At 42.4% G+C, this 14,849-nt stretch carries 12 protein-coding genes and 1 tRNA gene; 4 read left to right on the top strand and 9 right to left on the bottom strand.

Going from position 1 to position 14,849, the window contains the following annotated elements; all coding sequences use genetic code 11:
• Positions 1-31: 31 nt before the first annotated feature.
• Entirely contained in the window at positions 32-784 is a 753-nt protein-coding gene (locus DES35_RS10910) for a rhomboid family intramembrane serine protease (protein WP_114366567.1), read from the bottom strand.
• Between the two features lie 5 nt (positions 785-789).
• Positions 790-1,209: a peptide-methionine (R)-S-oxide reductase MsrB gene (gene msrB / locus DES35_RS10905; protein WP_037361063.1), complete on the bottom strand. Its 420-nt coding sequence runs from the start codon at positions 1,207-1,209 to the stop codon at positions 790-792.
• A 189-nt stretch (positions 1,210-1,398) separates the two neighbouring features.
• Here msrB and DES35_RS10900 point away from each other — a divergent pair, with 189 nt between their 5' ends.
• The 3 genes from DES35_RS10900 to DES35_RS10890 all read left to right on the top strand — a co-directional run bounded on the left by DES35_RS10900 (position 1,399) and on the right by DES35_RS10890 (position 6,261).
• A complete protein-coding gene (locus DES35_RS10900; RefSeq protein WP_170125743.1) occupies positions 1,399-3,372 on the top strand; it encodes a sensor histidine kinase in 1,974 nt (657 codons plus the stop codon).
• A gap of 6 nt (positions 3,373-3,378) precedes the next feature.
• Positions 3,379-4,683, top strand: coding sequence for a replication-associated recombination protein A (locus tag DES35_RS10895; protein ID WP_114366565.1), 1,305 nt, complete (start codon positions 3,379-3,381; stop codon positions 4,681-4,683).
• A gap of 123 nt (positions 4,684-4,806) precedes the next feature.
• Positions 4,807-6,261 carry a glyceraldehyde-3-phosphate dehydrogenase gene (locus tag DES35_RS10890; protein WP_037361018.1) on the top strand — a complete coding sequence of 485 codons (1,455 nt, stop codon included), beginning with the start codon at positions 4,807-4,809 and terminating at the stop codon, positions 6,259-6,261.
• A gap of 141 nt (positions 6,262-6,402) precedes the next feature.
• Here the strand turns inward: DES35_RS10890 and DES35_RS10885 are convergent, their stop codons facing one another.
• The 7 genes from DES35_RS10885 to DES35_RS10855 form a co-directional block, all read right to left on the bottom strand.
• Entirely contained in the window at positions 6,403-8,586 is a 2,184-nt protein-coding gene (locus DES35_RS10885; RefSeq protein ID WP_114366564.1) for a peptidylprolyl isomerase, read from the bottom strand.
• 86 nt (positions 8,587-8,672) lie between these two features.
• Positions 8,673-9,941, bottom strand: a complete 1,269-nt coding sequence (locus DES35_RS10880) for a hemolysin family protein (RefSeq protein ID WP_114366563.1) — start codon at positions 9,939-9,941, stop codon at positions 8,673-8,675.
• A complete protein-coding gene (locus DES35_RS10875) occupies positions 9,942-10,157 on the bottom strand; it encodes a hypothetical protein (RefSeq protein ID WP_037361011.1) in 216 nt (71 codons plus the stop codon).
• The gene (gene lptC, locus DES35_RS10870; RefSeq protein WP_114366562.1) at positions 10,147-10,707 is read right to left on the bottom strand and encodes an LPS export ABC transporter periplasmic protein LptC; all 561 of its coding nucleotides are present in this window, start codon (positions 10,705-10,707) and stop codon (positions 10,147-10,149) included. The genes DES35_RS10875 and lptC overlap by 11 nt, the downstream gene beginning before the upstream one ends.
• Positions 10,707-12,137 carry a tetratricopeptide repeat protein gene (locus DES35_RS10865; protein WP_114366561.1) on the bottom strand — a complete coding sequence of 477 codons (1,431 nt, stop codon included), beginning with the start codon at positions 12,135-12,137 and terminating at the stop codon, positions 10,707-10,709. The genes lptC and DES35_RS10865 overlap by 1 nt, the downstream gene beginning before the upstream one ends.
• 3 nt (positions 12,138-12,140) lie before the next feature.
• Complete coding sequence (locus DES35_RS10860; RefSeq protein ID WP_114366560.1) at positions 12,141-13,454, bottom strand: hypothetical protein; 1,314 nt, start codon at positions 13,452-13,454, stop codon at positions 12,141-12,143.
• Positions 13,447-14,205, bottom strand: coding sequence for a type III pantothenate kinase (locus DES35_RS10855; protein ID WP_037361059.1), 759 nt, complete (start codon positions 14,203-14,205; stop codon positions 13,447-13,449). The genes DES35_RS10860 and DES35_RS10855 overlap by 8 nt, the downstream gene beginning before the upstream one ends.
• 64 nt (positions 14,206-14,269) lie before the next feature.
• Between DES35_RS10855 and DES35_RS10850 the strand changes: the two genes are divergently transcribed.
• Positions 14,270-14,342: transfer RNA gene (locus tag DES35_RS10850), tRNA-Phe, on the top strand.
• The last annotated feature ends 507 nt before the right edge of the window (positions 14,343-14,849 follow it).

Here is a 14,849-nt window from a genome sequence, read left to right as displayed (position 1 = left end):
GGTCAACAGCACAAGGCAACATATCAAAAAATTACTTCTTCTTTTCGATGTGATAGGTGATGAATCGATAACGGATATCAGTAATGCTGGTTTCATACTCAACAGGTGCCCTTGGGCTATGTCGGATATAGGCCGTCTCGTTGGCTTCCATATCTTTAAAAGGGGATGTGTAAAAGGGTTCATGATGGCGAAAATACAATGCTGTAATCAATCCGGTAAATCCTCCTGCAAGATGCGACTCCCAGGAAACATGTGAATGAAATGGAAAGATTCCCCAGATCAACCCACCGTACAAAAAAGCGACCAGCAATGCAATAGCGAGCAAATGAATCTTGCCATGGATGATGCCACTAAAAAACAGAAATGAGGCAAACGCATACACCTGGCCACTGGCACCAATGTGATAGCTATCTCTTGCAATAAACCACACCAACACTCCTGTGATCAGGTAGCCGGATATCAGTACTCGGGTAGAAACTGCCGGATAAAAATACCTGATAGCCAACACCAGTAAGACCAATGGGAGTAAGTTGTTCAACAGATGCGAGACACTGGAGTGAACAAAAGGAGTGACCAAAATACCCCATAGACCAGACCATGAGCGCGGTAGCAATCCAAACTTGTATAGGTCCAGAAAAAAGTAATTATCGACCCAATACACCAGTAAAAGAAGGACGCCGATCGCCACCGGAAGCATCCAGAAGTCCCGTTTCGGCATCGCCGTATCGTTTTCTGATGTGTATCTGAGTCGAAGCATGGGTGTGCTGTAATTTGCAGCTTTCAAGACAATTATTTATCAACTTTTTTAAAATCAATGGCCACAGAGTTGACACAATATCGCAAACCCGTCTCTGTAGGTCCATCATCAAACACATGACCAATATGTCCACCGCATCTGGCACAGAGAATCTCAGTCCTAATCATACCAAATGAATAATCGGGTTTTTCAATCAAACTATTGTTGCTCAGAGTGCGGTCGTAGCTTGGCCACCCGCAATGACTGTCAAATTTGCTTTCTGAAGAAAAGAGCTCATGGCCACATCCTTTGCACACATAGACACCACCCGGTTCGAAATGCTTATAAAATCGGCCGGTAAAAGGTCTTTCCGTCCCTTTTTTTCGAAGTACGTAATATTCTTCCGGAGATAACCTTTGCTTCCACTCTTCATCCGAGAGTTGAACGGCAAAATTTTCGTTATTTGTATTCATATCCTTACGGTTTTGTTCCTGGCATTTAGCTGCAAAAATTCCGACGGTAAGCGACAGCAATAAAATCGATGATTTCATTTTTTTTTAATCACAATCTACCACAAAGTTAAAACAGTATCTTTACCGAAATTTGTTCTGCTCCTGAAGTCAGCAATGCCCCGTCTACACAGCATTACACTTTTCATCTTTATGCTTTTCCAAAGCTTTTCTGCCTATGGAAGAGTCATCTCCGTTTCAACCCAATTACATCAACCTTACAAAAAACCCGTATCCGAGCATCTGAGTTATCTGATCGACTCCACCCATTCCATGACGGTAATACAAGCCAAAGAACACCTTCTGGATTTTACCCACTGGCATAAGCCACAGGTTCACTTCGGAAACATTCAATATCCGGTATGGTTCAGTGCCCAGATTCTAAATAATTCTGCCGAACATATTATTTTAAGGCTTAATTATCCGATACTCGATACAGTAGAATTTTTTTTGGTTGATCGGGGTGAAGTTGTAAAGAGTTTTGTTACCGGCTCGGCATTTCCTTTCAGAGAGCGGGAAATCTTCGGCAATTATTTTAAAATTAGTATACCACCGGGGCAGTATTTGTTGCTGTTTAGAATCAGGAGTTTTTACAATGTGCAGTTTTCAGCTACTTTTTATAATTGGAATGCACTTAATTACGTGAACAATCGCGAAGGCATATTTCAAGGCATCTATATCGGCTTTGTAGTCCTCGTTGTCATTTATAGTTTATTTCTCTTCAGAAAAATAAGAGACGAAATATTTATATATTACATTTTTCATACCCTAGCGACTGCTATCATTACTCTCCATCTTTATGGATATACCTTTAGATTTCTTTGGCCAAATGCTCCGGTAATAAATTCCTATGAACCCATGATCTTTGGATTGGGAATTTTTACTACGATCTTTTCCATTAAATTTTTAAAAGCTGAAGACTTTTCTCCCTTTTGGTCAAAGGTATTGTGGGGAGTTTTTTGGGTCAATGTGCCGGTGTTTATCTTGCCATTTCTTGGCTTCAAAGATATGGCAAATGGTTTGGTGCAGCTGGTAGGTGCCATTGGTTGTTTTTTGATGCTTTTGGCAGGTATCTTCCTTCTGAGCAGAGGTTACAGACCTGCAAGGTATTACGTAGTGGCATTTACTTTCCTGTTGTTGGGTGTTATTTTGACTATTCTGGCCAGAATGAATGTGATCCCCAATCATCCGCTGTTTATTCATGCATCGCAATATGGCTCTTTGCTGGATATCACATTTCTTGCTCTTGCCATCACCGATCGACTGTATATCGGTCTGAAAGAAAGAAATCAACTCAGAGCCCAGCTGATCAAGGAAACTATTGAAAAGGAAAATCTGATCAAACACCAGTATCTATTGCTCAGAGAAGAAGTAGAAAAACAAACAAAACAACTCAAAAATGTAAATGCCGAACTGGAAAAAATCACTGATGAACTTCGACAAAAAAATCAATTTCTAACTAAATTTTTATCAGTCATCGGACACGATTTGAAAACCAGTATCTCCAACCTGGTAGGATTGATTGAAGTGTATTCAGAAGACGTTCGAAAGACACATTCCAAATTTTACAATATGCTCTATAAATCTGCTCAGAATACATATCAAATTCTGGAAAATCTACTCTTGTTTTCTCGCATTAATATATCAGACCTCAGACCAAAAATTCAGCACGTAAATCCACTAGAAGTATTTAAAAAAGTTGAAGAACAGATAAAGTCAAAAATCCTAAATAAAGACATTGAACTCATACTGGATTGTGATCCTGTTGGCAAGATTGCAGCAGATGAATTTTACCTTGAAGTAATCGTCAGAAACATTTTGGACAATGCCGTGAAATTCACCCCTAAAAATGGAAAAATAACTATTAAGACCTATGCCAAAGAAAATGATTTAAGTGTCATCGAAATTAAAGATTCAGGCAAGGGAATGAGCAAAGAAGAACTTGTTAAATTTTTCAATCCTAAAGTCAGTTTTACTACCCGAGGTACCGATGGTGAGTCAGGGACTGGCATTGGTAGAATTTTAATTAAGGAACTGACAGAAGCCATGAACGGTTCTTTGAAAATTGAATCTACACCAGGGGCTGGCACCTCTTTCATTCTTATTTTTGATTCATATCGAAAATAAAAGCAGATGCCAAGCCCTCCGCTAGCCGAGCGACTAAGACCTAAAAAGCTGGAAGAGGTGATCGGTCAGGAACATCTGACCGCACCGGGAAAACCGATTGAGTACATGGTTCGTACTGGCAACCTGGTTTCTATGATCCTTTGGGGTCCACCGGGCACCGGCAAGACCACTTTGGCCGAAATCATGGCTCATTCTTCCAACCGGAAATTTCATTATCTTTCAGCAATTAAATCCGGTATAAAAGACATTAAAAACATCTTTCAGCAGATTGAGTCTACACCACCTCTCCTTAAAGAATCACCTCCCATTTTGTTCATTGATGAAATTCATCGCTTTAACAAAACACAGCAAGACAGTCTGTTGCATGCAGTAGAGCGGGGAAGAATAGTGCTTATAGGTGCAACTACGGAGAATCCTTCCTTCGAAGTACAAAAGGCTCTGCTCTCCCGAATGCACGTGTATGTACTGGAACCTTTGAGCCATCAGAGCCTCCGAAAACTGATCGACAAAGCCCTTACCCGAGACTCCATCATCTCAGAGCTACACATCACACTGGAGGATCCTTCTATTGTCATTCAGCTGGCCGATGGCGATGCGCGCAGACTGCTAAACCAGCTCGAACTCCTCGCCATGCACGCACTTCCAGGCGAAAAACTCACCGCCGAAAAGTGCATGCAAATTCTCCAACGCAAAACACCTTATCACGATCAAACAGGAGAAGACCACTACAACCTTATCTCAGCTTTTATAAAAAGTATCCGAAACAGCGATGCTGATGCAGCTGTTTATTACCTGGCCAGAATGCTCGCCGGTGGCGAAGACCCCATGTTCATAGCCAGAAGACTTCTGATACTGGCTTCAGAAGATATAGGCCTGGCCAATCCCACGGCATTGGTACTGGCCAATGCCACCATGGATGCAGTGCACAAAATCGGAATGCCGGAAGCCAGAATTCCCCTTTCGATGTGCACCATCTATTTGGCACAATCGCCTAAAAGTAATTCAGCCTATGAGGCCATAAATAAAGCATTGACAGAAATAGAGCTCAGCGGCAATCTCCCTGTGCCAATGCATCTGCGAAATGCCCCAACAAAACTGATGAAAGATCTGGGCTATGGCAGCAATTACCAATATCCTCATCACTTCGAAAACAACATCATCGCACAGCCCTGCCTGCCAGAGAAGCTTATTGGCACGACCTTCTATACACCCGGTAAAAACGAGCGCGAACAGGCAGCTTATCGACGAATACAGGAATTGAAAAAACCATCCCCAAACCATAAGCATCTACAGGAAAAAAACTCTGAATAAGTGTAATAATTACACCAAAAAATAACCATTTATTACGCTCTTTTTCAGGTATTTAAAAAATTTTGTAACTTTTTGAAGCGGTGCATCATCACCCTACATTTGAAAACAAATCGCAAGTCCAATATGATTCGCCTCGAAGATTATCAAAAAGCGGTTGAAGACCGTATCCAAAATGAGAAAAACTGTGTAGAACTGATTAAAGCTATTCATGAATTGTGGTACGATAAGGGTATAGAAACCGTTTTGTTTCGCAATCAACTTATCGACCGACGACCCGGTGAGATCCTCCATCTGCATCACTATGCTGAGCAGGTCGTTGGTGTACCACTTAAAATCACGGACACCCTTGCCATGGCCAGAGCCTTGCTGCAGGAAGATATCTGCCCAGCTCGCATGGACCTTGGCCGGCTAACAAAAGAATATTTGGAAATAGGACATCCGTTTTCAGACCGCTCCACATTCATTCGCCATCAGCTAAGAGACTTTATTGGCCCTGAAAACCGCAAATCCATCAAACCGAAAGACGTGATTCTTTACGGATTTGGCCGCATCGGGCGCCTGGTAGCCCGTGAGCTTATCGCCCAGGAAGGCAGAGGTGAACAACTTCGATTACGTGCCATAGTAACACGTGAAAACGATGAACTTTCCATTAAAAAGCGTGCATCATTACTACGGGTCGATTCTGTACATGGAGCATTTCCGGGCACTGTGGTCGAGGATTATGAAAACAAAGCCCTCATAATCAATGGCCGAAAAGTAGCTATGATTGCAGCTTCAAAACCAGAGGACATCGATTATACAAGCTATGGCATTGACGATGCTCTGGTGATCGACAATACAGGTGCTTACCGCGATCGCGAAGCCCTTTCGCGACATCTATGTAGCAAGGGAGTCTCCAAAGTACTCCTAACTGCTCCGGGAAAAGGTATCCCCAATCTGGTGCACGGAGTCAATCAACGCAGCGTCGACCCAGACCATGAAAATATATTTTCAGCCGCATCCTGCACCACCAATGCCATTGTACCGGTGTTAAAAGTAATTAATGATACCTATGGGATCGAAAAAGGCCATATCGAAACCATCCACGCCTATACAAACGACCAAAATCTAGTAGACAATATGCACCCCAAATACCGTCGTGGTCGGGCTGCAGCACTCAATATGGTCATAACGGAAACCGGTGCCGGTTCAGCTGTTGACAGAGCCATTCCCGGCCTGGGTCCTAAACTCACCTCCAATGCCATCCGTGTACCTGTGCCCGATGGCTCTCTCGCTATACTCAATCTGACCCTATCTTCCACCACAACTCTAGCCGACGTCAACCAGACCATGCGTCGGGCAGCCTTGCAGGGCGACCTGGTAGAACAGATTATGTATCACATTTCAGATGAGCTCGTCAGTTCCGACATCATAGGCAACCCTTGCCCATCGGTCTTTGACAGCAAAGCCACCATCGTACATCCTGACGGACGCTCAGTAGTGCTCTATGTATGGTACGACAATGAATACGGATACACACGCCAAGTAATCCGACTGAGCAAGTATATCGCCAAAGTCCGAAGAAAAAGCTATTATTAATTTCAGCAGAAGTCAAGGGGAGAATACCGCCACTACTCCTTCAAAAAGGATATTGGCGGTTTTTCATTGCTTACTCTTTCATCCACTTCTGAATAAAAAAACCGGCTTTGAAAGCCGGTTTTTTTCTGGTGTAAAAATCTACTAGAAGAACTTGTGTCTCAAATCCTGTATCCTGGCGGACTTTTTGATTGACTCAAAAATTTGTGAGCGCACAAATGGCTTTACAGCACTTTCCAGACCTTTGGTGTAGGTGCTGTAGTCACCGGGGTCGTTTACAGGTTCTATGGTTTTTACATTGACTACAAAGGCAGCTATATTCCCTTGATAAGGCGTGAGATGCAGCCCTGGCTGCAGACCACAGATAAAACCAACGGCCTTAGGATCATTGCCAACACCAGCAATGATATTTGACGTAAAGTTTATTCTGGCATTCGTAACTCCTACACCGAGTTTATCAGCCACTGGTTTCAATTCTGAATTGCCTTGAGCTGCTTCCTTGAGTTGCTTAAAGGCAAGGTCAGCTTTTTTTTCTTTTAAAACGCCTTCCCTTACCTGATCCCTAACCGACTCAAGAGAGCGATATGTACCATCTTCGATCTGAGTGAGCTTGACCACTACATACGATTTTCCTTCAGATGTGTTGATGTCAATATCGCCAACTTTTCTTTCCGGGTTAAAAGCCCAGCGGACAATTTCGCGGTTACGACCAAGTCCTACTATAAACTCCTGCATAGGAGTGAGGTCCGTTACAGGTCGTATCGATGTACCCAATGCGGCAGCTTCCTGTTCGAAACGCAAGGGATCAGACGCAACTGAGGCCAATCGGGAGGCCTTGCTGTACACTTCTTCAATCGTTTTTTCACTGGGTAATAGTTCACGTACTATGGTAGCAAGCTGTAAAGCACGCTCTGAACCCTTTTGTCCGAGAATTTCAATGATGTGGAATCCAAATTCGGAGAATACAATTCCCATTTCACCGGATGAATTGGTGAAACAAAATTCAGAAAAGGGTTTTACCATCTGTTCCGGACCAAACCAGCCCAAATCACCACCATTGAAAGCAGAACCTTTGTCGTCGCTCAGCACTCTGGCGATGCTGTCAAACTGAGTACGGTTTTCCTTTAGATAGGTCAGCAGGGTATCCGCCATCTGTTTTGCCTCCATGGGTTGACGAGCCGACTGACTGTTCTGCGCTCCGGCAAAAGAAATTAGAATATGACGTGCCTTTATGGAATCTGGTAAATACTTTACCTTGCTCACTTTGGTTAGACGGTATTGGTTGTCCACCAGATAAGGGCCATGGATAAAACCCGGTGACTTTCCCTTAAAAATTGTATCCTGTCCCTCGAGTTTTGACTCGCGTATGAAATCCCTGTTAAACGGAACATCGCTCCTCAATGCAACATATGCAGAGTCATCCTCAGTTTCTATAAAAGACTCAATGGATTCAACCGTACCATCAGGATTTACCTTTTCAGAAGGCAGGGTGTAGCTGATGAGCTCAGTACGAACGGCTTCTTCATCATCCGAGGAAGGGGTAACGGGGAAGCTTGCGTAGAGGATGGACCTGATGGGCTCATCCAGTTTGAATTTTGATTTATTTTTAGTATACCAGGCCTTGATATCCGCTTCTTTTACATCAATTAGCGAATCAGGAATTGACTCATAGGTTTTTGCCACAAGCTCCACATTGTAGTATTGCATATTGTTGAAGAGCTCCATTTTGCCAAATAGCTTAGGCACATAAATGGCTAATTCTACGGCTTTGATGTACTTCTGCTGAGCGGTTTGCTCCCGGATGGCTTTTTCGAAGTTGATCCATTGCCGCCAGCGCTCGCGGCTTTCCTGGTCATTGTTCTGATTGTCTTGCAACTGTTGAATGTAATTTTGAAAGAGTACGTCTGAAAAACTACCCGTCATCTGATCTCTGAAAACCTGTGCCTGCTGAATATTCGGATCATTTTTTATACGCTGGTACAGCTCTTCCGGTGTTACGATGAAACCTAATCTTTGCATGGTGGCTCCCCAAACTCTCTCTCTTACAAGTTCATCCCAAATTACATCGGCAAAATCCTTTCTGGAGGCATTTTCAAGAGCTATATCCCCTGACTGTTGTTTGTAGATTTCAATCCTTTCATCTACCAGTCTGTTAAAAGTGACAATATCAATGGCTTCGCGATTGATTTTGCCCACATTTACGGCATCCCCTCTAAGAATGGAATTGCCTGACGATAAAAGGTCAGTAAGTACAAAAACCACAAGGGCAAGACCTACCATGATAAGTAGCAAACCAGACCTTTTGCGGATTCTTTCTAAAGTAGCCATGTATCAGATTTTGTTTACGAGCAAATTTGAAAAGTTAAAAAAATCAGGGTGCGAATATACACTAACATCCAGGCCAAGCAAAGAAGTTATTCGCTCAAGACATTGAGCAGCCTTACCTTTTGGATTCGGGTGTGCTCCACGCATTCGATCCTGCATTTTGTGCCATGTATTTCGATCTCTTCGTTGTTCTCAGGTATTCGCTCAATATGGTGAAAAATCAGACCGGATACGGTGCTATAATTTTCATCTTCCGGCAATTTGAGTTGATAGAGCTCGTTGAGTTTGTTGATTTCCACACGACCACTTACTATGAGGTCGTTACCATCTTCTTTAATTTCCTGATTGTTGTCTGGTTCGGTATCATGCTCATCTTCTATCTCTCCAAACAATTCTTCTACTACATCCTCGATGGTAACAATGCCAGAAGTAGTTCCAAACTCATCGTATACAGCCAGAATACTCCGGTTTTCCCTGGTCATCAGTCGCAGGACTTCGCTGGCTGTCATACTTTCAGGCACATACCGAAGGGGCCTGAGTATTGAGGTTATATCCAAAGGGCTGTTTATCAGGTCATATACATGTACATATCCAAGTAGGTTATCAATATTTTCTCTATAAATCAAAATCTTACTGAGATTTGATTCTTCAAACAACTTCTTCAGATCCTCAATTCGCGCGGTTACGGGCAGAGCTACAATTTCAGTACGGGGAACGATAAACTCTCTCAACCGCCTGGTTTCCATTTCCAGAGCATTTTTAAAAATCTCTATTTCATGCTCACCACGTGCGTCAAGGCTACTGTTTTGGTACTTGTCTTTAAAAAACTGCGTCAGGTCGTGCCGGGTAAAAACCAACTGTTCCTGCCTTCCGGAAGCCTTTTTTCTAAAAATGACCCTCAAAATGCCATTGCTAAATCTGACCAACAACCATGTAAATGGCCACAGAAACACATAGCTCAACCAGGCAAATACTGCAAAACGGCCAAGCATAGCGTGGGGCATGCTCTGAAAAATGGATTTTGGCAGATATTCAGCGAAAATGAGAATAATAATCGTTGAGATAACGCTTTGTACAGCCAGCAAGGCATATTCATTGGCCACCCCAGGTAAGAAAGGATTCAAAAAATCAGGAATGAACAAGCCATACAGAACCAGGCACAAATTGTTTCCAATCAGCAATGCAGCCAGAAGCATGGCCTGATTTTTATTGAGAAAAGAAATAATTTTAAAGGCAAATGAACCTTTTTTTTGCTCGACCTCTACAAAGAACCGATCAGCAGTAATAAAGGCGATCTCCAGACCGGAAAACAATGCCGACAGCAATAGAGATAAACTTACATATAGCGCAGGACTCATTCAGGAATCTGAATTGATCTTCTCGTTGCGGCTTAGGCGTTTTCTCTGATTTCTTCTCAGAAAATACATCACAGTGGCTCCGGCACCAACCACCGCATATAAAGAAATTTTTTCATACGAGCCAAGCACTGTATTGCGTACGATTTCATATAAGCAAATAGTGATAACCACTAACCATGCAATTTCAACAATTTTGATGGTATTGCTAAGTTTCATCTTCTAAAAGGATTTCTCCGGTTACTCTTTTTATTTTGTATGTATTAAAATACTGATCAGCTTCGAAGCCTTCACCTACAATAATTTCATTTGGGGTAGTCACTGTCACTTTTTTTTCAGAATAAATTTTTTCGGAACTTTCCTCCCATATGAGGTGGTCGGTTTCAAGCTTTTCCATTTTTCGGTTTACAAAAATAACATTTTTCATGGCCTCCCATTTTGCCAATGTCGGATATCTGATTGCATATCCGGCTGACAATTCGCTTTCTACACGGCCTTCAGGATCAAAAAACCACACCTGGATCCCTTCTTTAAATTCCAACTTCGGATTTTGCTGGTCGTCAAAATATGCCACTACCGGAGCTTTCATTTCAAACTTTTTTAGTCCGCTATCGGTGTATACCAGGTGAATATTTTCCCTCTGCTCCACTGGTAAGGAATCTATCCTATTGATCTGACGGACTAGTTCCGGATTGTTGGTGCACCTGAAGCATAAAAAAAGCACTGCAATCTGGATTGCAGTGCCGGATACCATTCTTAAAAGGTCCATTACTTTAAGTCAAAATCCACGAGTACCGTTTCATTGATCCAGCAGCCAATGGTGTACTTGTCGCCCTGTTTCCAGTTAAACTGAAAAGAAATGGCTTTATCGGGTAATCGTTTCGAATATTCAGCGATAAGTTTTTTGGCTTTGTTGGCCACGGAAGGATCGATAGAAACTGCAGTTTTGAGCTTGTCGATGGCTGCCCAATACACAGCCTTTTTTTCAAATACGTTGTTGCCGCAGATTCCCTCGGCTGCTGCATACACTTTCGCCAGAAGGATGTGGCCTTCTCCGGATCTGGGATTGAGCTGAATGCTTTTAAGAGCAGCTAATTTGGCATTTTCCAGTTGTCCTTTCAGGAGCATGGCTTCTCCTGCTCTTCTCCAGTCGTCAGCTCGTTTTACGGGGTCGGCTTCAAGTTCGGCAGCTTTTTTAAAGGACTCAATTGCCAGATTGTAATCTTTGTTGTAGAGGGCTATCTTGGCTACTGACCTCGATGAGGTGGCACTGGGTTCCAGATTGTTCAGTGCATTGGCTATTTTCAAGAATATGGGCATGGTGATGCAGCTTTCTTTTTCACCATCTTCCGTTTCCCTTTCTTTTTGCAGCAGTTTGGCAGCACGTCTTAGCCAGTTGATATCTTCCTTGTGGGCTTCAAAAGTCTGGTCGTTGTAAAGAGCTGTGAGTCTGTCACAAGTAGCAATTTTGGCGATTTGCAATTCGATGTTGGTTTCAACTTTTGTGTAGTTTTCCAATTCCTTTTCAAGTCTCTCTTTGGTCTTTAAGTCTTTATCATTGGCCTGATTGGCATCTATCCTGGCCTGAATCTCTTCGATCTGCCGGTTGTAGTTATTGTTGTTGATCTCGAGTGCCTCTGAAATGAGGTTAAAGGTTTCAAACACTCTATTGAGGTCAAATTGCTTACTATCTGCCTGATACATACGCACTACCATGATGAAGTAGTTATTGAAAAAAGCCGCGCTGTGTTCGGCAGGTTCCATTTCAAGTGCTTTCTGAAAGGTATTGAATACGGTTTCCATTTCGGACTGTGGTTCATATACCATCATGTCCATTGCTTTAAGTCCTATCACATATCCCTCTTTTTCAGGGAAATACTGATTTCTGGCATCGTAGATGGAATATAGAAGCTGAATGAGTTTTCTCTTTTTGTTAGGATCTTTTTCAGCATCAATTTTTGCTTTGACAATTGTAGGACCGTAGATGTAAATATTTTTAGTCATCTCCTTACAATTGTCGAAGGTGTATTTCCAGCCTTCGAAGGCTTCTGCATAGTTTTTTGTCTTGTAGAGCTCAAAGAAGATGGAATAGTTGTTTTTGCAGTCCTCACTGGCATTTTGAAACCCACCCTGTGCAGTGCTTCGTTGGAAAAATGCAAGAGCTACAACAAATGTCAGAAAAAATCTACCTGCTTTCATATTCTATCTGTATTTGTATTTGATAAACCATTTGTCATTTAGTGTGACACCGAAAAAAAATCGGATGAAATTTTCCTGAATCAGATTGTTTTCGGTGGTGCCTCTGCGACCGGCCAAAGCTCCGATGTTAATATGGTTGTATTTTACCTCACCGGGAGCCAGACCTCGGATGCGCAGCGGAAGTGCCAGGCCAAAAGTTATGCCAATCTGACTAATGTTTTTATCATTGAGTGCAATCAAACCCGTCTCATAAAAGCCTCCTAGCCTGTATTCCAATCTGTTGAAATAATTTGTACTCCTTTCCCACCCATCGATCAGAAACCGGGGAATGGCACTGGCTCCTATGGCATATCTGAATGAGTTTTGCCAGGTATTTCCTTCTACGGGAAGTAGCAATTCACTGCCCTGTATATACCTTATTTCCGCACCGAAAGACAAGGCCGGAATAACATGATAATTGGAATATCGATTAAAACTGATACCCCCACCCCATTGCATCGGTATGGCTGTTGTAGATTCGGCCTTTGAAATACCAAATGTGTCAATTGGATTGCCAAATTCACCACCGGAAAAACTAATTTTGTAATCTTCATAACGGGATTTTATTGCCACCGTTGGAGCAAAGATTCCCCCTATCACCAATTCGTTCTTATCAGAAAGCTTAAAGCTGTAGGTAATGCCGGCGTTGTAGGTAAGCCCATCGAGCCGAATATTGGTTTTGTTCCTGGTATTCAGCGCATTGGAAAGGTCTGGAAGTATCAGATTAAGTCGTTCCTTATCTCCGAAGAGATAGCGTGCCGATATTCCCAACGACAACCCCTTGAATAGGCGGCTGCCAAAACCAATGTAAAATTGACTGAAACCTCCACTTCCTGTAAAGCGATATGCTACGTTGGGAATTGGGTCCTGGTTGACTTCAAGTGACCGGATATCGTATCCAATAAATGAATAGGGGGCAAAACCAAACGACAATGTCTGCCCCTTGGAAACAGGTACAGCAAATTTGATGTGAGAGAAATTAGTAGAATAATTTCTGATGTTTTCCGCTAATTGTGAATTTGATATGCTGTAAATAGTATTGTTTAAACCCAGGTCAAAGGTGGTTAGCTCCACAACGCTAAGGGTGGCAGGATTATCAATATTGAAAAACAATGCATTGGATTGGGCCAAAGTCATACCTCCCATGGCCATACTGCGACCGTTAACCCCCCATTGAACATCACCCAATCCATATTGTGAATAGGCTGATACAGAATTTTTTTGTCCAAAAGAATAATGCAATACTAAAAGAGTGCTTATAACTAAGATTTTATGCATTTAGCTTATAGAGAATATTTAAACCATCCAAACACATATTCGGACGCGCAAAGATGTCAGATTTTATCATTTTTTCCAAAGTATTGGCATCACCTCCTGTTAAATAAATCTTTAATTTTGAAAATTTGCTTTTCAAACGATCAATATATTGGTCTATTTCCAATGCTGCTGATTGCACGCTCCCGGCCCAGAGGCATTGAGCAGTATCCTGCCCGATGAACAATTGACCATTTACAGGTATATCAATCAGATTTACAGTTACCAGCGGAAGAGCCTTTGTGAAGTGATTCATGGCTTTTGCCCTCATTGCTAGCCCCGGAGATATTGCTCCGCCCAGGTAAGTCCTCTCGTGAAGTATATCAAAGGTGATGCAGGTACCTGCACTTACGATGAGCGTGCAATGATGATGGAAGCCGGCTTCTGCTGCAGCAGCCAGCAAAGCGATGCGATCAGAGCCAAGTGTTTCTGGAGTCTGATACTTCATTTCAAAAGGAAGCTTCATCTGGACAGATACTTTGCGCACAACACCTTTTACTTCCAGATTGTTAAAAATCCGATGCCACTCAGGTACCACAGTGCTATACAATACATCGTCTATTTGATTGGCAGATACAAGGTCTTGCAATTGTTTGCCATCAGGATTCCCATCAGGTTTTATCGTAGGGAAGGTTAAAAATTGATATTCAGAATTTTCGTAAATCCTGATTTTAGTAAACGTGTTTCCCACATCGGCAAGTAAATATTTTTTCAAGTCCTGTAAAAAATTTTTTGCAAAATTAGGCCATGAATTTACCTTTGCAGCCCGTAAAAAAAATGGTGCGGTAGCTCAGTAGGTAGAGCAGAGGACTGAAAATCCTTGTGTCGGGGGTTCGATTCCCTCCCACACCACATCAAAAATCGCCCCTATTGAGGCGATTTTTTTTTAACTTAATTTCACATTAAATCCAAAGTCTTTAAAATTTTGGAAAACGATATTCTTTTCCTCCTCTACTTGATAAAGTTTCTGTCTCTATTCTCTGCAGTACCTACATGACCGGGATGAACCCTCCATTGCACCCCAGGGCTCCCAAAAAGCACATTGTAATGCCGGCTGATTCTTGCAACTGCAGACACTGCATTCACCTTTAAGTGGAACAGCTACGATATCGGTAATTGATTTTTATTAGCCATTGTGCTACAGATAAAGATTGTCTGTAAAAGTATAAAAGCCTTAAGCCATGTGGTCCAATTAAAAACCACCTACAGAAAGAAACAACTTACAAATCGGCAATTTCCCAAACGGGCCCTATGTCGCTCTCCGATTATTCTAGGGTAGAGACAGGTGAGTGAAATTTGTCTTTGGATGCCGTGAACAAAATCTCAAGGTATTTCGGATTAACCATTGATGAGCTGGTC

Source organism: Schleiferia thermophila, assembly GCF_003337435.1.
Lineage (GTDB): Bacteria > Bacteroidota > Bacteroidia > Flavobacteriales > Schleiferiaceae > Schleiferia > Schleiferia thermophila.
This window is presented reverse-complemented; position numbering and strand designations above follow the sequence as displayed.

Coding starts and splice junctions, on each gene's coding strand:
- msrB (WP_037361063.1), bottom strand. CDS start 1,209: ATGAATACAAATAACGAAAATTTTGCCGTTCAACTCTCGGATGAAGAG.
- DES35_RS10900 (WP_170125743.1), top strand. CDS start 1,399: ATGCTTTTCCAAAGCTTTTCTGCCTATGGAAGAGTCATCTCCGTTTCA.
- DES35_RS10895 (WP_114366565.1), top strand. CDS start 3,379: ATGCCAAGCCCTCCGCTAGCCGAGCGACTAAGACCTAAAAAGCTGGAA.
- DES35_RS10890 (WP_037361018.1), top strand. CDS start 4,807: ATGATTCGCCTCGAAGATTATCAAAAAGCGGTTGAAGACCGTATCCAA.
- DES35_RS10885 (WP_114366564.1), bottom strand. CDS start 8,586: ATGGCTACTTTAGAAAGAATCCGCAAAAGGTCTGGTTTGCTACTTATC.
- DES35_RS10880 (WP_114366563.1), bottom strand. CDS start 9,941: ATGAGTCCTGCGCTATATGTAAGTTTATCTCTATTGCTGTCGGCATTG.
- DES35_RS10875 (WP_037361011.1), bottom strand. CDS start 10,157: ATGAAACTTAGCAATACCATCAAAATTGTTGAAATTGCATGGTTAGTG.
- lptC (WP_114366562.1), bottom strand. CDS start 10,707: ATGGACCTTTTAAGAATGGTATCCGGCACTGCAATCCAGATTGCAGTG.
- DES35_RS10865 (WP_114366561.1), bottom strand. CDS start 12,137: ATGAAAGCAGGTAGATTTTTTCTGACATTTGTTGTAGCTCTTGCATTT.
- DES35_RS10860 (WP_114366560.1), bottom strand. CDS start 13,454: ATGCATAAAATCTTAGTTATAAGCACTCTTTTAGTATTGCATTATTCT.